Source organism: Brevibacillus sp. M2.1A (genome assembly GCF_013284355.2).
In the GTDB taxonomy this organism is placed as follows: Bacteria; Bacillota; Bacilli; order Brevibacillales; family Brevibacillaceae; genus Brevibacillus.
The window spans coordinates 4,723,532-4,741,841 of record NZ_JABSUY020000001.1; the positions used below are offsets into that span (position 1 = coordinate 4,723,532).

At 43.0% G+C, this 18,310-nt stretch carries 16 protein-coding genes and 1 pseudogene; 5 read left to right on the plus strand and 12 right to left on the minus strand.

Translation table 11 applies throughout. From position 1 onward, the window contains the following. Positions 1–6 precede the first annotated feature (6 nt). The 4 genes from HP567_RS22455 to HP567_RS22470 all read right to left on the minus strand — a co-directional run bounded on the left by HP567_RS22455 (position 7) and on the right by HP567_RS22470 (position 5,811). On the minus strand, positions 7–822 hold the full coding sequence (locus HP567_RS22455; RefSeq protein WP_173608320.1) for a methyltransferase domain-containing protein: 816 nt from the start codon (positions 820–822) through the stop codon (positions 7–9). A gap of 8 nt (positions 823–830) precedes the next feature. Then, positions 831–1,625 (minus strand): alpha/beta hydrolase, encoded by a 795-nt coding sequence (locus HP567_RS22460; RefSeq protein ID WP_173608321.1) that lies wholly within the window; start codon positions 1,623–1,625, stop codon positions 831–833. Between the two features lie 38 nt (positions 1,626–1,663). Next, the gene (gene fabD, locus HP567_RS22465; RefSeq protein ID WP_173608322.1) at positions 1,664–4,966 is read right to left on the minus strand and encodes an ACP S-malonyltransferase; all 3,303 of its coding nucleotides are present in this window, start codon (positions 4,964–4,966) and stop codon (positions 1,664–1,666) included. Between the two features lie 83 nt (positions 4,967–5,049). Next, a complete protein-coding gene (locus HP567_RS22470) occupies positions 5,050–5,811 on the minus strand; it encodes a 4'-phosphopantetheinyl transferase superfamily protein (protein WP_229088096.1) in 762 nt (253 codons plus the stop codon). 370 nt (positions 5,812–6,181) lie between these two features. Here HP567_RS22470 and loaP point away from each other — a divergent pair, with 370 nt between their 5' ends. The 4 genes from loaP to HP567_RS22490 all read left to right on the plus strand — a co-directional run bounded on the left by loaP (position 6,182) and on the right by HP567_RS22490 (position 9,244). After that, positions 6,182–6,715: an antiterminator LoaP gene (gene loaP / locus HP567_RS22475; protein WP_173608323.1), complete on the plus strand. Its 534-nt coding sequence runs from the start codon at positions 6,182–6,184 to the stop codon at positions 6,713–6,715. A 269-nt stretch (positions 6,716–6,984) separates the two neighbouring features. Next, complete coding sequence (locus HP567_RS22480; RefSeq protein WP_173608324.1) at positions 6,985–7,815, plus strand: lipase family protein; 831 nt, start codon at positions 6,985–6,987, stop codon at positions 7,813–7,815. A 38-nt stretch (positions 7,816–7,853) separates the two neighbouring features. Further along, a complete protein-coding gene (locus HP567_RS22485) occupies positions 7,854–8,672 on the plus strand; it encodes a lipase family protein (RefSeq protein ID WP_173608325.1) in 819 nt (272 codons plus the stop codon). A gap of 161 nt (positions 8,673–8,833) precedes the next feature. Then, positions 8,834–9,244, plus strand: coding sequence for a hypothetical protein (locus tag HP567_RS22490; RefSeq protein WP_173608326.1), 411 nt, complete (start codon positions 8,834–8,836; stop codon positions 9,242–9,244). 310 nt (positions 9,245–9,554) lie between these two features. On the opposite strand, the gene HP567_RS22495 is transcribed toward HP567_RS22490, so the two are convergent. From HP567_RS22495 to HP567_RS22520, 6 genes and pseudogenes are all read right to left on the minus strand, one after another. Next, a complete protein-coding gene (locus tag HP567_RS22495) occupies positions 9,555–9,689 on the minus strand; it encodes a cyclic lactone autoinducer peptide (RefSeq protein WP_173608327.1) in 135 nt (44 codons plus the stop codon). Continuing rightward, positions 9,679–10,215 carry an accessory gene regulator ArgB-like protein gene (locus HP567_RS22500; RefSeq protein WP_173608328.1) on the minus strand — a complete coding sequence of 179 codons (537 nt, stop codon included), beginning with the start codon at positions 10,213–10,215 and terminating at the stop codon, positions 9,679–9,681. The genes HP567_RS22495 and HP567_RS22500 overlap by 11 nt, the downstream gene beginning before the upstream one ends. Further along, the gene (locus HP567_RS22505) at positions 10,208–10,864 is read right to left on the minus strand and encodes a hypothetical protein (RefSeq protein WP_173608329.1); all 657 of its coding nucleotides are present in this window, start codon (positions 10,862–10,864) and stop codon (positions 10,208–10,210) included. The genes HP567_RS22500 and HP567_RS22505 overlap by 8 nt, the downstream gene beginning before the upstream one ends. A gap of 463 nt (positions 10,865–11,327) precedes the next feature. Next, positions 11,328–11,840 (minus strand): DNA polymerase III, encoded by a 513-nt coding sequence (locus HP567_RS22510; RefSeq protein WP_173608330.1) that lies wholly within the window; start codon positions 11,838–11,840, stop codon positions 11,328–11,330. Between the two features lie 824 nt (positions 11,841–12,664). Continuing rightward, positions 12,665–13,081, minus strand: a pseudogene (locus HP567_RS22515) (DUF4280 domain-containing protein); the annotation flags it as partial. A 289-nt stretch (positions 13,082–13,370) separates the two neighbouring features. Continuing rightward, positions 13,371–13,868, minus strand: coding sequence for a hypothetical protein (locus HP567_RS22520; RefSeq protein ID WP_229088097.1), 498 nt, complete (start codon positions 13,866–13,868; stop codon positions 13,371–13,373). A gap of 284 nt (positions 13,869–14,152) precedes the next feature. On the opposite strand from HP567_RS22520, the gene HP567_RS22525 reads away from it, so the two are divergent. Then, complete coding sequence (locus HP567_RS22525; RefSeq protein ID WP_173608331.1) at positions 14,153–14,644, plus strand: hypothetical protein; 492 nt, start codon at positions 14,153–14,155, stop codon at positions 14,642–14,644. Between the two features lie 996 nt (positions 14,645–15,640). On the opposite strand, the gene HP567_RS22530 is transcribed toward HP567_RS22525, so the two are convergent. Together HP567_RS22530 and HP567_RS22535 are read right to left on the minus strand one after the other, a co-directional pair. Next, on the minus strand, positions 15,641–17,008 hold the full coding sequence (locus HP567_RS22530; protein ID WP_173608332.1) for a DJ-1/PfpI family protein: 1,368 nt from the start codon (positions 17,006–17,008) through the stop codon (positions 15,641–15,643). Between the two features lie 311 nt (positions 17,009–17,319). After that, the gene (locus HP567_RS22535) at positions 17,320–17,529 is read right to left on the minus strand and encodes a hypothetical protein (RefSeq protein ID WP_173608333.1); all 210 of its coding nucleotides are present in this window, start codon (positions 17,527–17,529) and stop codon (positions 17,320–17,322) included. Positions 17,530–18,310: the final 781 nt, after the last annotated feature.

The window sequence follows — 18,310 nt, forward strand, 5'->3', positions numbered from 1 at the left end:
TTTCTTCTACACCGTTTTCTCACCAACAGCCATGTACAGCTGTCTGAGAATGGAATGACCTTCCGTATTCAGCATGTTTCGCCATGCCACAGATAGCTTGCCCAGCGCCTTACTGGACAAATAACCGTCACGCACCAACTGCACAGGTATGCCTACACCCTCCGACTTTAGAAACATTTCGTACCCGAGAAGCTCACTGTGAGCGCAAATGACTTCGAAATCTATTTTTCCGAGTCCGCCTTGTTTTAGCACCGTTGGCAGTTCACGACCGATTTTCGGGTTGCCACCTTCCGCATAGCGTGCCGCACAGTAGGCATCATATAGTTCTCGCAATTCTGGTACATGTGGGGTGGTCATGATATGCATCTCGAAATCATTGTCGATGAATACCGCTTTGCCACCTGGCTTTAACAACCTCGCTACTTCACGAACCGCACCAACCGGGTCGGGCAAATGCTCCAATACAAGTCGCGTAATGGCAAAATCATAGGAATCGCTGGGTAAGCCCGTTTCCATAATCGATCCCGCGACAATCTCAAATCGATCCGATTGCGTTTTTGTCAAATAGTTTTGGGAATAATCAACGAGAAGAGGATCGATCTCCAATCCCGTCACTCTGCCATTCGGAAACGCCTGCATGACCTTTTCCATCACGAATCCCGGGCCCGAGCCCAGCTCTATGACCGACATCCCATCTGTCAGACCAAACTCGATATAATGCTTCAGCTCCTTATCCCAGAACAGCTCCACCTGCGATTTCAAGCGTTCTATTTCTACCTCAACATTCGTTGCAATGTTTGCGATTTGATAAGAACCTTCCATGTTATTCCCTACCTCCGCTGTTCAGATATCGATTCGTTTAAAAAAGCCAAAATCTCGCCCGCAACAGCTTCCCATTCAGGATCAAGCATCATATCATGACTGATATTTGGGAAAAGAACAGGCTCGATTCCGTATGCTTTGCCAATTCGGCGCGTTGTTTTCTCAGAAATCATCCGATCCTGCTTGGAGCCGATAACCAGCATCGGAGCTTTCGCACTGATGGTTTTTGGAACAATTTTTCCATTCATCTCAGTTCTTGCTTTCAGTGATTCTGGCTGCAAGAGCTTCACCCACTCGTCCTTTTTTTCCATCGGCAGCTCCTTGGAAAAAAAGACATTGGCAAGCAGCGAGGCATCTCTTTTTTCGTTATATGTAAACAACTGCATAGCTTCTTTAAAATTTTTGAACATCAATCGGAATAGGTCACGCATCCCGCCATGTGGAGGAATCGAGGCAACGAGTACGGTACCCGAGATTATATCTGGATACTGGTGCAAGATCTTCTGCACAATTCCTCCGCCCATGGAGTGCCCGATTAGGACTGGCTTGTTTTTTAGACGACCTATCACTTCAAGAACATCATCCGTGTAATCCTGTAGGGTGTAGGTATGAAGATGGTCAAAGCCGTCACTTTCACCGTGCCCACGAAAGCTCAGCGCATAGGAAGAAAAGCCTTTGTTCGCAAAATAAGGAAGGAAGTTTTTTTCCCAACACCATGCTCCATGACATGCTCCATGCACAAAAAGAAGAGGCGCTTCGCTAGAAACGCCCTCAGGATGGTATTCTACTAGTTCCAAATTCATTTTCGCCGTTCCTTTCTTATTTGAGAGTCATTCCTTCTTTACTTGCTCGAACCTGTTAAGGCGTAGATACGCTGATTCAAAAGGTTGGCTGTCTCCTTGATCAGCATTTCACCGATTTGATCAACATGACGAGCTCTCCAGCTTTCAACAGCGGTTCCCTTCACCCATTGATTAAAAGAACCTAACGCAGGACCGCAGTAAATCTGATAATCTACTTTATAGCTTTCGGCCCCATCCAAAGCCCAGTCAAAACAGCGGTTAAAATACCATTTGAAAAGTAGCGCCATCTTGTATTTAGGCGTTCGTTCCGCTCTTTTCAGTTCCTGAGGCGGGCAAGTCGTTTTTATTTGTTCATACACTTCTTCAAAGCTGCGTTTAAAATACTTTTCCTGAAGCTGCTGCTTGGTTTTCTCATCGATTTCATCAAGCGAGTTGTATTGACGATAAAGGTCGTGCAATTTGTTCGCTCTCGCTGGAAAAAATAAGCCTTTTTTCAACACCTGAATTTTGGCTCCCATTTCAAACATCTCACCCGCTGGGGCATACTCAGTGTCTTGAACATTGGCCAACTGCAATGCATCCTTCACCGACTCGCTGGTCGCCGCCTCTACTGTGCACTGGTTAATCGAACCTGTGACAATATAATCTGCCCCAAGCATAAAAGCGACCGCAGCAGCCTCAGGAGTTCCAATCCCACCTGCAGCCCCGATTCTGATCGGCTTACGGTATCCGTACTTTTGCATGAGGTTATCTCGGAGCCTGATCATTGCAGGCATCAAAGCAGAAGCTACGCCGTGATCAGTATTCCCTCCTGAATCTGCCTCCACCGTTAACTCATCCGCCATCGGAACTTCTCGTAACAGACTCGCTTCTGCCCTTGTAAGCTTTAGTTCTTGCACTAATTTTTCTATCAAGTACTCAGGTGCAGGACTTAAAAAGGCTTCCGCTACCTCAGGCTGAGATACCTTGGCAAAAATCTTGTTTGCCGCCTCCACTTGCCCGTTCATCCCTCGTCTTAATCCTTTAGCTCGATAGATGATCAACGCAGGGGTAATCGCCATAAACGCAGATGCTTCAATCACCCTCACTTGATAGGCAAGATACAGATCAACGATTCTTTCTTCCATGGATGGATCACTTGGATGATGCAACAAATTCATCCCGTATGGCTCCCCTTGCTGTAGTTCACGTTGAATCTGTTGGATGGCTCGCTCGATTCTATCCAGCTCCAAGCCACCGCTTCCGAAGAAGCCCATCATCCCGGCTTTCCCCATTTTTATGACCAGCTTTTCCGATGAAATTCCCTTGTACATCGCTCCTGCCAGGTAGGGATATTTCAGATTGTAGTCCTGTTTAAATTGCTGATTTCCCAGCGAAGAAGCGGTAATCCCTTTTGGCTGCTCCACGTTGTTCGATATCTCTTCCGCCTGTACAGTGATAGCAACCGGCTTTGCCTCTTGTTCCATGTTTTCCTGCTCTTCTTCCACGTCTATGATCAGCGGCTCTGCTTCATTTCGGATCGTAGTAACCAACTTGGTCAACACAGTACCAGGGCCGACTTCTTCTATTTCGTTTTCCCCCACGGCCAGGAGATATCGAATGGTGTCATTCCACTTCACTGGGTGTGTAATTTGTTCAACCAAATTCCGTTTCACATCGTTCTGCTTATAGGGTCTTGCATGAACATTGGAAATCACAGGAATGGTCATACTGGAAAACGCGAACTGATTCAAATAGTTCTCGAAGCTCTGCTTCGCATCACTCATGTAACGGGAATGGAATGCTCCGCTCACCTTTAGCGGTATGTATACTTTTACGCCCGCTTCCTGAAAAATGGGGTTGGCCCGGTCGATATCTTCTTTCCGACCTGCAATCACAAATTGGGAGGGAGAATTGTGATTGGCAATATCGATGCTGGTCAGATTATTTTCATGTAATACGCGTTCCACTTGCTCCAAAGTAAACCCGATCACAGCCGCCATCCCTCCACCGACGGCCTGACTCATCAACTCGCCTCTTCTTTTCACCAAATGCAGTCCTGTCTCAAAATCAAATACCCCTGATGCAAAAAGCGCGTTGTACTCACCCAAGCTGTGCCCCGCCACATAGTCAGGTTTTTTCCCGGTTTCCTTCACTTTTTTCAGATAGCTAAGCGCATTTACCACGTACAGAGCAGGCTGGGTAAATTGCGTTTTACCTAATTGTTTGTCCCGATCATGCAGACATAGTTCTTTGATGGAATAACCTAATATCTGATCAGCTTTGGCCGTTATTTCTGGGAACTCATCAAAAAGAGAGCCCCCCATTCCTTTTATTTGGGAGCCCTGCCCTGGGAAAACATATGTGGTCATTTTTCTGCCATCCTTTCTATTTGTTTTCAAACTTTTCTTTGAGAATAACTGCTTGATGCGCTCTACATTTTCGCTATCCTTTTTAAATGGCGTGATAATCGAGTAGCATTCTGACTGTGAATCTTGCCGCAGATTTCGCTTTGTAAAATTACTCAAGTTTCCTGCTGGCCCCAAATCCAAATAGATGTAGCTTTGCTGTTTCTCCAGCTCTTGGACAGCTTTTGGAAGCTGCATTGGCTTTCGCACCACTTGCCAAAAGTAGTCAACTGGTAGTTCCTTCATAATTTCACCATGAACACACGATACGAAGGGAAGCTGGGGAATTCCAAATGATTTCTGTTTCAATACCTCCCGATAATGTGGCTCAGCCGGATCGATGTAAGAGGAGTGAAAAGCGTAAGATACGGGTAGTCGTTGACAAATAATCCCTTTGCCTTTGACATAATCCTCCATGCGTTGTAGCTGATGACTGCTTCCGGCAATGACAAAATGCGAATGAAAATTTACCGCTACCAACTCGCTATTTCGATGCAAGAGCGGCTCTTGGTCATACAAATCGGGATTGTGGAGAATCGCAAGCATACTCCCTTTCTGACAATACGTTTCGTAAAGGGTGGCTTGTTCAACCACGAGTTGCAGCAATTCTTCCACGGGCATGATCCCACACACAGCCGCCGCCGCAAACTCCCCCAAGCTGCTCCCCAGACAATAGTCGGGCTTTATTCCGCTTTCCATGAGAACCTGGGCCAGAGCGTATTCCACCATAAAAATGGCGGGATGCGTATAAAGGGTGCGATCAAATAGGTCATCTCGTCGTTTCGTGTCATCATATAACTGGGCAAGGACAGACTCCCCGATCAGGGTATGTACCTTTTCATCTAACCGAAGCATCCATTTGCGAAATACCGGATTTTGATCAAAAAGGTCTTTTCCCATTTGGTAGTACTGAGACCCCTGTCCAGAAAACATAAACACCAAAGGCTTTTCCATGTATGATGCACCCCTTGTTTTTATAAAAGGTTTTTATAAAGAAAACTCCCCACAGCCTGGTCAATTGACCGCTAATGGGGAATTCATAAGCGATTTGTCATGGATTGTTCTATCTCCTGAAGTAGATCCTTTACTACAGCAACACTCCACTCCGTTTTTTTCGGATAGGTGATCGAACATACATAGTCACCAAGAATATAGGAGGCAGTACGGTATTGTGGAAAGTTGTCAAAAAGACTAAACACAACCTCATCCCTTACCTCTACTTGGCTTATTTCATAGATATGAAAAGAAGTTGTTAAGCCAGTCTTCAAAACTTTGGATAACGCTTCCTTGACCGTCCAAAAAAGAGTGAGGGTCGTTTCATAGGAATAAGGCAAGGATGACAACAAGCTGCTCTCTTTCACAGTCATTTGCGTCTCCAGAACTTTATTTCTATCAACGCTAATTCTCTCCATATCAATCCCCATCGGTAGTTCCTCCGAAAAAGCAATGGCAGCGGCAAAATCATCACAGTGGGTGATACTCACTTGGACATTGGTTGTATTCGGCAGGCTTGCAACAGGGTGATGAAAAATGCCCTGTTCAATACATATGCGATCTAAGCTGTCTTCTCCAGTCAAAAACGAAATGGCTCTTTTGGCGACATATCTCCCTGTCAGGTAGCTTTTTACTCTCCGCTCAAATTCCAGACGAAAATAGTACTCGAATTCTTTGGGGTGCAAGAATTTTACTATTTTCAAAAAATCTACGGGAAGAGAAAAGTAGCCCATGCACAAACTGGCACGAAACTCTTTATCTGTACTTTTTATAACGAATTCTTTCGTAAAAATCTGTGGGAACACATGCAATCCAATCTCCGCCTTCTCTCGTTCTACGACTATGCCAAAGGGCAGAGCTTCCCCGGTTCGTGGGTAAATAATTACACACTACCGTTTCTCCGTATGACCTCCCTCGTTCCTTTAACGTGCCGAAACATCGATTAAATTCCCTAAGAGATTTTACTTTCGAAAAGAAGCTTATGTAGCTGATTCTTTCTATTTATACAGAATGTTACAACAACCGCATTTATTGCATAACGCGAAAGAATTGGATATATTTAGTATAATACCACAAAATTTGAGAATTCATCTACTCAATCATTCCTATTTTTGAGAAAGCAGTAAGCACTCCAAATACTTACGAATCTACTTCATAATGAAAGGATTGCTCATCTTGAAATGGTATGCCATCTTTGTAGAATCCGGTAAAGAAGAAGTCGTTCAAAAGTACCTCAAACTCTATTTTAATGAGCAGTCTTTAAAGTCCGTTGTGCCGAAGAGATTGGTTCCTGAGAAAAAGTCAGGCATTGTGTATAATGTCCTAAAGAATATTTTTCCTGGATATGTACTTATTAAGACTGAAATGACTAACGAAATGTTCCACAAAATCAAAAAAATTCCTAGAAGCTTGCGTTTGGTCAATAACGGTAGTTACTATTCGCAAGATCAGGGCGCTTATTATTCGAGCATTGACGAAAAAGAAATCACCCCGATACTCCAACTCATGGGGAACGGTGAGGTTGTCGATTATTCAAAAGTTTATGTAGAAAATTCAAAAGTGATCGTAGAGTCTGGCCCCCTCAAAGGACTGGAAGGCATTATCAAAAAAGTGGACAAGCACAAAAACAGGGCTAAAATATTTTTATCCTTCATGGGAGTAGAGAAAACAATTGATGTGGGAATTGAAATTCTTTCAAAACCTTTGTAATGGGGTGCGTCGCGTACGCGCCCTTTTCCTTTTCCTTTTTCTTCCTCATCACTTTATTGTTCGACATTGTAACCTCCCCTCCTGTCCGACAAGCAGTCATATATTTTCCTTATACAAGCACGCATTCCATCGTAAAAACATAGGCTCATGGTAGGAGTCATTCGAATAAGATTGCCCTGCTTTCAATCGGGAGGGGCAGACAAACGTTCGATGTACGATCCATCAAAAGTGTTAGTTCCTTATTCTTGTTTGGAAAGGAATTTGTCTACATGGTTTTCTCGGACGAAGACAACATGTTTACTAGTCAGGCTGCCATTTTCCTTGCAGCCATCTGCTATCAGACTTATCTACTATATTTTGAAGGGGAGCTTATCTTACCCAAAGGTTTTCAACTCCGTTACACCATTCGAGCTTCGGCTGACGTAGAGAATCCAACTGAACATATGTATGGTTTTGTGGCCGAATCAAAAGATGAAATCATCATTGCCTTCAGAGGGTACGCAGCATATCCGGCAGACCTTTTGGCAGCCTATGACATCCTACAAATTCCCTATCCTTTTGTTACAGAGGCAGGGAAAACCTCACGTGGATTTACATGCCTGTATCAGTCAACACGAGATCGGTTACTCAGAAAAATAAATCAGTTTTCTGCATCAAAAAAGCTGTTTATTACTGGCCACAACTACGGTGGCGCACTGGCTGTACTGGCAGCTTTAGATATTGCGGTAAACACGCAGTTTAGACACCCAATCGTTTATACCTATGGCAGTCCGCGTATTGGTGACCCCCACTTCGCTTCTCGCTTCAATAAAGTCGTTCCAAATAGTCTGCGGATTGTCAATATTCACGACTCTTTCCCTACCTTCCCCGATCAAAAGTATCCGCCTCCTTTTACCCAGGAAGGCATCTACTATCAACATGTAAAAAACAAGTTTCCGATCTCGTTTCAACTGAATAATACACCTCGCAACGATAGTATCGCCTGCTATTTCCAAAGCCTCACTCAGTTTGACCCTGATTACGCCCAAACGCTCTGTGTGGAAAATCCGGGGTTTTGTCCCGATACCGATACGTGTATTCCGTTTCAAGGGAAATGCTAGCTTTCACAACCTTGAAACCTAGAAAGGGAGACACATGAATGATCGATCGTATATATAACAGCAAAGATGCGATTTTACTTGCGGCCATGGTCCATCAGGCCTATCAGCTTTTTGAAGCAGATTCTCTTGTCTTGCCAAAAGGGTACCTTCAGCGCTTGACGATTCGAGCATTGGCTGGGGTTGAGACGCCGGAGCCAGAGGTATTTGGTTTTGTAGCCGAGTCATCAGATAGTATCGTGGTTGCTTTTCGGGGAACACGCACGTTTAACGACAATGAGTCTGATCAAGATTTGTATCAAGTCCCCTATGGTTTTGTCAGAAAGGCAGGAAAGACCCACCGCGGGTTTACTTGCATTTATCAATCCGCACGAGATGAATTAATTCGGGAGTTGAGCAAGCTCTCTAGATCGAAAAGACTATTTGTTGCGGGGCACAGTTTAGGGGGAGGTTTGGCCGTACTTGCTGGCTTGGATATTGCCGTGAATACGAGGTTTACGCGACCTTTTGTGTATACGTATGGGAGCCCTCGTGTCGGAGATCCTGTCTTTGCTTCCCGGTTTAATGAGACTGTAGCGAACAGTATTCGGATCGTGAATGTTCATGATATTATTCCGACTTTGCCTTCCAAGGTGTACCCTCCTCCGTTTACGAAAAAAGGATTGTACTACCAGCATGTGGATCGGAAGTATTTGTTGGATTTTCAGTTGAATAGTTTAGCAGTAAGGAATCATGAAATTGTTTGTTATTTTAAGTTTCTGGCGCAGGAGGAGCCCGGGTTTACGGAGAGGCTGTGCGTGGAGAATGAGGGTTTTTGTCCGGATACAGGGATGTGTGTGCCGTTTTTAGGGGGATGTTGATTCCATTGAATCACTCTCTTTTTTTATGCCCTGTTTATCCACGCCGGAGAGTAATCTCTTAAAAAACTTATTGATAATCATTTTCAACAAGACTATAATGGTTATAATTTCCAAATATTTACTTTCGCTCTTGAATGAGCAAAAAAGGAGGCATTACGATTATGAAAAAAGCTATTTTAGCAGGGGCATTAGGTATTGCAGTACTTACTGGTGGATATTTGCCAGGATTGGAAGTCTCAAAAGCTAGCGCAGCAACAACGGCTTTAGACATGCAAGAGGTTACGAAATACTATTCTCTGAGTTCATACGAAGTGACGCAAAAAGAATCTTTTTCGCTTAAAAAGGGAGAAGAACTGACGATATTTGTAAACAATTCAGGATTCCCGATCTCTTATACAGTCTTTGATGCGGATAATCAAGTGATTGGTACATACCCTGCTAATTCACCGTACGGACGCGTCTTCCAAGTAGAAAAAGACGGCAATATTTCTGTACAATTTCAAGCTGGAGCGAATTCTTCCTATATGAAGAAAATGAATTTTACAGCTAAATTCTCACTTTCTAAGCGTTAGGCGTATGTAAAAATAGTAAGGGGCTGTCTCAAAAGTCGCTTTTTCCACTAAGAGACAGTCCGCTTACATTCATTACTGATTCATAAAACAAAGTTGTCGACGCTAAGGAAATAGGCTCAAAAAACAAGAAACCCCCTTGTCTACCAAGGGGGTGAGATAAATTGTAACGCTCTGAAAGAAGCAGTCTATAAGTACCATACAATCATACATGAATGATCCGTTTATAAAGTTAAAATTTACAAATGGGGCAACCATTTTTCCCCGTTCGATTGAAGTCGAGTGGGAAATGGTCTGTGTCGCTCATTGCTCCTTATTTCTTTAATTCTTCTGGAATTTCAGGTTTCCCCACGAATCCAAAGGATGCTGTAGTTACTGCCAGTACCGCAACGAATGAAGCAATTGCTGAAACATGCTTCGCTACGAACATCATCGCTTTATTTCTCATCTTTTCCACCTCCTTTCAGTGGAATTAGCGTCAGTGCTTGCACAAAAAAGGTTTTAACCAGTGTCTCGCTTTCTATGAAAAATAATGAACTAACGATGGTAATTGAGATGATCTTGAGGAGTACAGTCTGATTCTGTTTGAATAGTCGTGATTGCATTTCCATATCTTGCGGAGCAAAAAGTGCTACCAGGACTAATGTGATGATAATAATCGGGGTGACAAAATCATTAGGTAGAGGAATAAGAGGGATGAATACAGCTCCCACTATACTTGTCATGGTGCAGTATACAGACGATGAATAGTGAAATCCTCCTGAAAATTGACGTAGTATCAAAAATCCGGCCAATGTGAGTAATGTTCCCTGAAAGGTCCCTACCACGAGTGAAATGATGAGGCTAATCGTAATGATGAGCAGCATGTTTATGATGAGGATTAGCCCAAATTTCATGGTAGGGACTGACTTTGTTTCATGTGGATTGATCGACTTTAGTTGTATGGCTATTCTTTCAGCAAGAGTTTCAATCATATTCCCCATCCCTTTTTATAGCCAGCCATGCCAGTATCGTGATTCCGATTGCCATCCCAAAGAAAATCCACACTAAGGAAGCAATTCCATATGTACTTGCTAATTTAAACAAGACCGTTATCAATACACCTGTTACAATGATCAGTGACAAAATCACCATGTTGATTCTATGGTAAATAAAGAAAGGCGCTCCGTCTCTGACAAATGTAAATTGCAGTCCAAATTTCCTAAGTCCATAGCATAATGCAAAGGTAAGAAGTGCGGAGATTGTCTGGAATATGAACCCCGTGTTGATGGTTCGATCCTCTAAAGCTTCAATTGTCTCTAAGGTTCCTATGACGGTCAGGAAGAACACTTCCATCATCTGAATCCCCAAGTAGATTCCTGCTGTTATAATAGTCATTAAGGCAGCATGTCCCCAATTCACGTTCCATACCAGGATTAATGCCCCAAAGATTATGACGACTTGAGCTATGGTTGCATAGTCTCCATATGGCGTAAATTGTCGCAGCCCAAACGAGAAAAGCATTAATACCAGACTCACAAAGAGAATCCGATTGATATGCACAAAAAAACCGAACCTAAATAGCGTAGTCATAAGAGCAAATATTGCAAGGTATTCCAATGTTGAAAATAGGACAAACAGCATGGAACTTTTTCACCTCAATTACTTATATGAGGGTTATATTCTACTAGAAACGACAGATTCCTTCTTTAATTTACCAGATTTGACATTTTAGAGCGTTCGAGTGTCATTGAGCTTAGAAGTATGAGTTTTGAAGTAAAGAAGTGCTTGAGGTACAAATTATCAAGATGATAACATTGGCGTTTTTACGACCTTAGGGACAGCATTGTCTCCTCGAAACCTGAACAGAACGTATAAACCTGCTCCTAAAGCTCTAACTCCTTCAAACATTAGTGAACCCAAAACAAAAACCGCCCGGTTATTTACCCGAGCGGCTTATTCATCGTGTGTAGCCTTCTTATAGAGCGTCAACCTTCAAATCATCATAATTAAGTGCTCTTCATGAAGAACAAAGGTTATGTTAGGGATTGTAAGATGAAGGACTCATTCGGCACTGGGTAGCCCTACCAAGCCAAATACGCACAGTTTACGATTTTTCTTCACACACTCGAATAATCTCTTTAGGTATTGACTCAAACACTAATATCTCTGGTTTTGGATAAGGTCTTTTTAGCAAGTATTCTTGAAGTGTCATCATGCTATCCCAATACAACTTAATCCAATGCTCAATGCTTTCTCCCGTGTCAAAGTTCAAGGCTTCTTCATCAAAATCCTTGAAATCATCGTAGAACGCTTGGTCATAGATAGAAATAGATATCTCACTATCAAATACGAGAATTTTATCCGTAAACATAGGAAAACAAAACGACTTAAAAAAGCGATTAGATATATCAACACCTATAGCTTCTTTAAAATTAACCCAATCCGGGATACCAAAAGGTCTCAAACTTTCAGTCTTTTCATTTTGTACTCTACCACCGTTACTATAACGATTATTAGACTTTGTAAAGTATTGTATTCCTTCTTGCATGACTTGTTCTTCCGAAACAAAATGTGCGTGATTTTCAGGTAAATAAGCATGATACAACAATAATCTCACTTTCTCTCACCCACTCACTCTTTATTTCTTGGCACATAAGGGAAATGTGAACTTCTGGTAGGATCATCTAGATGTTCAAAAACTCTGTGACTTCCCGTTGGAGTATCAGGTGTACTGATGTTTCCGTCAAATTCTTTATAATACTTGGTGATCCGGTTTGGATTCGGATTATTTGGATTTGGCCAGTTTGAAAATGCCTTATCCGAATTAGTCATTGTTTCTAGCCTTAATTTCTCTACATCAACATCTTTCCCATATTGTGACCTATTAGGGGTAGAGGGTCTACTTGGGTCATACAGGTGCTTTTCAGAATGTGGATTGACAAAATCTTTGGGATTGCTTCCCCCACCGGGTTTTGTAGGAACAGGGGCTTTGCCCGTCCCCTTCTTTCCCTTCTTTAACGCATTCACTATATCCTTAACATTTTTACTTCTCCCCAACGTCAGTGCATGTACGGCAAGCCCGCTGATTGCAAGTGCATCTTCGAGATTGATATCCTCATCCCGCAACGTATCCAAATCTTCTTGCATTGGCTCGATAAAGCCTTCCTTTACAAACACTTCAATACCCTTTGGTAAATCCTCCGCTGCCTTTTTCAAACCTTTTGGCAAATCATTAGCAGCTTTCTCCAAAGCCCCTGGCAACTCACTTGCCGCTTTTTGCATCGCAGCAGGAACGTCTCCCAACATCGAGATTCCTTTGACGAAATTATCCCACATGCTAGGCTTTTCCTGCGGCTTTTCGCAAGCTGGTCCTTGTCCAAAGCCGGTAGCTGACGGCCCGCTATTTGCCGACGACTGATTCCCTATCGTCACACCACCCAAATCCTGCCCGTCATCTTCAATCTTAATCTGCCCACAATAGAAACACATATTTGTTGATTTATTAAGCAATGCCGGATGACCACCGACCATTTTGTCCGCTTTTCCATCTATCCATGGCATTGTTGTCAGAGGTGTGCACGGCATTGGTTTAAGTACACCATTGTTGGCTGCTGTGGCAGAAGCGACTGTGGGATTTTGTAAGCTGCTGCACTTTCCGAATGGCATGATATTTACGTTGGGAACAAAATCCATGATGTTCATTTGCGGCTTTCCTTTTACAAAAACACCATGGCTGAACGGCATTTTCAGCCGACTCTGTTTACTTCCGCTGCTGCATGATAAAATGGCTCCCACAACCACGTAGCTCTTGCGTTCAGCACTTGACTGCTGGATATTGATACCTTCAATATTGGGCAAACAGTCTCCTCCTCTCTGTAAAGGTTTCTATACAGATGGGAGATTCTCATGTTGATCGATACATCCGATATCCAATCTATATATAAAAAGGAAATAATGCCCACGTAATGAAGTATCGGATGTGGAACGCACACTAACAATAGACACAAAGTAACAAACACACCATTATAACCATAGGTTTTTAGAACCACAAAAAGCCACTCGGTTCATTCCCGAGGGCTTCTTCATCATAGATTACCTGAGTATATATGCATCTGCTCTTCTTTAAAAACGTCATTCCGCCAACCTTTCAGGAACCTAACAATTCCTCACTGTACAGCTCCTTTGCTAATCGGTTAACGATATCCCGCTTCATCTCATTTATTCTTTGTCGGGAAACTCCTACATGTCGGGCAATGCTGTTCATACGCATCCCGTCCATCATACATTCAAGGACTGTTCTGTACTTGTTATCCTCAAGATTATTTGCAAAATCGTTTATTTGCCGCACCTTCTCTTCAAAGCTTTTCATTCGCTCGATTCGCTTTTCATACCGTTCTTCCGGAATAGTCAAGGTGGACAGGCGTAAGCCTTTCCCGCTCGGCATACCGGCTGCATCACCATAAGTAGCAACCAATTTCTGTTGAATCGCTGGATTTGAGGCAATCGCCTTATCAATTTCCTTCTTCAGACGTTCTACCTCTTTGACCATCCAATGATAATCCTTGATTTCTTCTTCGACTTTCTGCACTACTTCAAGCGCTGGCTCGAGATTGATAAAACCGAGCTGCCCGCTCCGATCAAGCAACCCTTGACTCTCTATAATGTAATTGTCCCACTCCGGGCATGCTTCGATCTTACCAACGTGGAGGTTGTAGACACTACAGATTGTTTTTTACCCCATTGAGCAGCTGGACATTTTTCACAAACTTTTTCGATCAGCTTATCGTTCACCTACACCATCTACCCTTTTCTTAATTCTCATTTAACAAATCGAGTGATTTGATAACTTTTTGAAAATTGCCCATTTTTTATTGGAAGTATGGTAAAATTTAGTATAATCTGCAAAATAAATCTAATAGGAGGTTATCTATGAAAAAGATTATTTTGCTATTATTTGCGGTTTTCATGCTACAACTCCATTTCACTTCTGCAGCATTTGCTTTTGGGTCTGACCGTATTAAGGTTGGTGAACAACTTTGTAATGGTTGTTTGCTACAGTCAAGTAACAATACTTACTACATCCAAATATGGAGAGGAAACCTTGAATTATGGAAGAGATTTCCCAGACCAGAAACCCTCTTATGGACCAAGCAAACAAACGACAAATGGGGGAACCACTATCTCAAAATTGATTATTATAGCGGAAAACTCGTTTTGAGCCGTGCGAATGGTGATCCAGCTTGGTACTCAGATAACGCTGCATGGAGCAATATCCATTATCAAGGTAAACCACCTGCAAACCTTAGAGGCGACATTCTGATTATGCAAGATGATGGAAATTTAGTTCTGTATAACACAACGGACTTGAATCAAGGTTGGTATCCTGTCTGGGCTTCAGATACAGGTGTAGGTGGTCCATAGGAAAATAATTATTGGAGCCGTGTAAGCTACGGCTCTTTTTTACTTTTGTGAGGCAATGATGCTACCCCTAATAGAGACATTACCGAAGCATGAAAAGTTTTGTACACCGTTTTGCCCCCGTTCTTTTCAATTATTGTTGTGTGAAATTGACATTATTTACAGAATGTTATAGATTGGAAAATGAGTCACCGACAATGACAAAGGGGGTGTACTCATGCTGAACAAGCACATTGTTCTGTTGGCTGTCTGCTGCACGTTACAATCGACTTTGAACACTGCACTGGCATTAGCAGTAGTTCTTTGGCGGTAATGGTTCAAATAGAGCGGTGAAACCCGTTCTATTGCAACGAAAGCCAAAGAAAGTACCATCCAGATTTTTACCACACCATGACTAGCTTCAGTCAATATCAAGATGAATTTTTCTTGGTATTGCTGTGATCTTAAAGAACTAAAAATAAAAGAAACTACACCTGCCAATTCTCATAATGATGAGGATTTTTTAATTTCACGGAATTTTCAAATCATTGTTCTATTGTGATTGCAATCCCTAATATCTCCTCCTGCTTTCCGGCCTCTCATTACCATAAGAGCAGCCTTTCATTTCAACAATCCAGCTAAAAATCCGATGATTTAATAACTAAAAATATAAAAAACGGTTTACTTTATCACTGTCCAACTAATCCTTGCAGCTTACCCTGTATTTTTGCTTGTGCCTCTTGATCCAAATTCCCATCAAACGTCCATTGCAAAATAAAATAGCCCTCCCAGGATTATTGTCCAAGGGAGGGCTTCCGCATTAGTTGAAATGGTTGTTGCTCCATGCAAAAATCTGACGGCAAGTTATCCAACTAACGAGCAGTTATGGTTAAGAAATCACTAGATCAACAACACCAGTATCAATCATTTTTTCATCGGACAGATGGAGGGGCGTAGAAAACAGTCTATTCTTTCAGCCAGCACCCTTGATCGGCCACCTTCAAGTCGGATAGAATGTCACTACCTTGATGCGCTTATATCTTTTTTCCTGCGGAAGAAGCGCTGATCGATGAAAAAAGCAACGATCAAGGATAGGATGCCGAGCAAAATTGGTACGCCAAACGCTTCAAAAGAGAAGGTTCTACCTTCTAGCTTCAGATGATCGGTGGCGCGATATTCGAGCCGCTTTGCAGCAAATTTCGCCGTCCCAATATCCTCCTGCTTGGCCAAATCCTCGAATGCAGGATCCATTGCAAACCGATCCATTGCTTCGCGATGTAAGTACAGTAGTTCCGCGCTGTTGCCGCTTTCGTTCCATTGGTTGATGTCTTTGGCGGCGGCTGATTCGGCATCGGCACCGACGACAATCATTTTCGCTAGTTTCGGCACGTTTTTTATCTGATAGCGCGCGACTAAGTTAAGGCCATGCTTCGTTACGATCGGTTCGTTTGCACCGGAAACAGTCAACGTCGAAGTCGTGCCAGAAGCAGCGTACGTATCGAATGCGGCGGACAAATCTAGTTCATCAACGCCGTTATACAGCAGAACGCCCGCTTTTACTTTGTTCCATTGATAAGCGTTGTTAAGTATGAACGTTATATCGCTGAGCCCGGCAGTGAACGGTTCCATTTGCGGTTTTTTCACGTAATCGTAAGATGGATAGTTCATCTCTACCGCTACTTTCTCCGCCGCCTCCTCACCCAACTGCTGTGAGATGACATATAGTGTAGCGTCAATTCCCGATGTCAGACCCGCAGAAGATATGATATTGCCTTGTGGGACGTAGCGCAGATCTTTCACCCACTGGACTTTCGGATATTGTTTAATGAGTCGGTCGATGTCTCCCCAATGCGTCGCGGCAGATTTGCCGTTAAGTAAGCCGGTATCAGCCAGGTTTTCTGCCCCATTGCAAATGGAAAGCAATAAAGTCTTGTCGCTTGCGTGCTTCTGAATCCATTCGCGGACAGGCGTATATTTTTTCTCATCTAGAATCGGCATAAACGGTATGACGATAATGTCCGGGCTTTTGCCGAGCATCGCATCCATTTCGTCAAACGAATAATGCGGAACGACATCGAGTCCGCCGGTTAGTGATTTTATTTCACGATCGGGTGCAACGCCGTATACATTGTAAGCTTCCGTCATCGCAAACATCTCGTATGGGACGAGAAAATCGAACACTTCTGTTGATTCATTCGCCAGTAACACTGCCACTGTCGGTTTGTTTGCGTCATATTTCGGTACCTGCACATTCGTCAATGCAGGTGCGGCTTTATCGTAAACCGACATTACCTCATTCATTGTATTGACGAACCCGAGTGTGCCTGCACCTCCTACTAAGACAACAAAAACGATGAGATAAATACTGATTCGCCATACAGTTTTCACATGCTTACTCTCCCTCAGGCTAAATTTCTTACCCATAAAATGTAACAAACCAATATATACTTATCATCAGTCTGTAGCCCGATTACGGGGCTGGCCTAATGTAGGAACCACCTATGGACCCAGGTCTCTTTCCTTTTCTAAACGTGACTCGATAGGGCTATATGCAAAAAATGTTTTTAAATGATATATGGTAACCAAAATGGAGCTACCTCGTTCAAGCTGGTTTATGAAGAGGTCTGTCGATAGATCATAATGTTGTTCAAATAAAAAAGCCCTCCCCGGACTCTGAATCCGAAGGAGGGCTATCGCTTTTACTTCGTTGCTTTTTCTGTTACTCGGTCCAACATTGTAAACATGAGCCAGGGCAATTCGTTTAGGACTCCTACTGGATCGTCGGTCAATCGCTTTTTCCATTTATCTGGATCATTCAGTAGACCTTTGCAAGCAAGACTGTCAATTGCCTTCAATCCTGATTCACGTTTCCAGTCCTCCAGCTTTAATTCTGGTTGTTCTTTATCCACAGAGTTGTCAGACTTATCAATATCATACTAGCGCAACTCATACTTCTCGCTCAGGCTGACCAACTTTCCTGGATAGTCCGGGTCAGATGCATAACCGCCAGACTTTAGGGCCTTTGCATTCGCCTGTGGGTTTCGCCCTTCCCATTTACCATCTTTTTTACGTACCGATTATCTCTAGTCAATTGGCGTATCCATTGCGGTGATTTACCAACTATTAAAGCCAATTTTGACTTGGAAATTTCCTTTGTTGCAGCTGATCAGTTTTCGCCTTTGGTTTCGCCAAATTTTTCACCTCACTTTCGTTTTAAGCTCGTATTGTAGTGATCCGATTTTCAGGTCATCTGATGATGCAAAAATTTGAAAATCTCATCTCTGGGATCAGGTTAAGCAAAAGCGAAAGTAATTTTTCGAAAATAAATCTAGCGAGATTTCGGGGCTCGCTCGACCCGCATAGGGCCTACCCTGTCAGAAGGACCCACAGCCGCAACCTCCCAAGTAATTGCGCCTCACTTATTTGGGCATCCACACGGTTATACACACGTGAATACTAACAACTGCTAATACGCACGTGAACCTTAACTTTTCTTAACAAGGTGACTGTGTAATGGAATCCCTCGCTGCTGCCCTCAAAATTGAGGGGAGTGTCAAATTTGACGCTCCTTTATTCAACGTTGAACGGAGTATGCCAGCAAAAAAAGTTTTGGGAGATTCACACTATTGGAAAAGGCTGTCGGAGTCGGTCTACAGAAATGCGTTCCGGATAGTTATCATGTGGGGGGAT

Excerpts from the sequence above, each read along its gene's own strand:
- HP567_RS22455 (WP_173608320.1), bottom strand. The coding sequence starts at position 822 with ATGGAAGGTTCTTATCAAATCGCAAACATTGCAACGAATGTTGAGGTA.
- HP567_RS22460 (WP_173608321.1), bottom strand. The coding sequence starts at position 1,625 with ATGAATTTGGAACTAGTAGAATACCATCCTGAGGGCGTTTCTAGCGAA.
- fabD (WP_173608322.1), bottom strand. The coding sequence starts at position 4,966 with ATGGAAAAGCCTTTGGTGTTTATGTTTTCTGGACAGGGGTCTCAGTAC.
- HP567_RS22480 (WP_173608324.1), top strand. The coding sequence starts at position 6,985 with ATGGTTTTCTCGGACGAAGACAACATGTTTACTAGTCAGGCTGCCATT.
- HP567_RS22485 (WP_173608325.1), top strand. The coding sequence starts at position 7,854 with ATGATCGATCGTATATATAACAGCAAAGATGCGATTTTACTTGCGGCC.
- HP567_RS22490 (WP_173608326.1), top strand. The coding sequence starts at position 8,834 with ATGAAAAAAGCTATTTTAGCAGGGGCATTAGGTATTGCAGTACTTACT.
- HP567_RS22495 (WP_173608327.1), bottom strand. The coding sequence starts at position 9,689 with ATGAGAAATAAAGCGATGATGTTCGTAGCGAAGCATGTTTCAGCAATT.
- HP567_RS22500 (WP_173608328.1), bottom strand. The coding sequence starts at position 10,215 with ATGATTGAAACTCTTGCTGAAAGAATAGCCATACAACTAAAGTCGATC.
- HP567_RS22505 (WP_173608329.1), bottom strand. The coding sequence starts at position 10,864 with ATGCTGTTTGTCCTATTTTCAACATTGGAATACCTTGCAATATTTGCT.
- HP567_RS22525 (WP_173608331.1), top strand. The coding sequence starts at position 14,153 with ATGAAAAAGATTATTTTGCTATTATTTGCGGTTTTCATGCTACAACTC.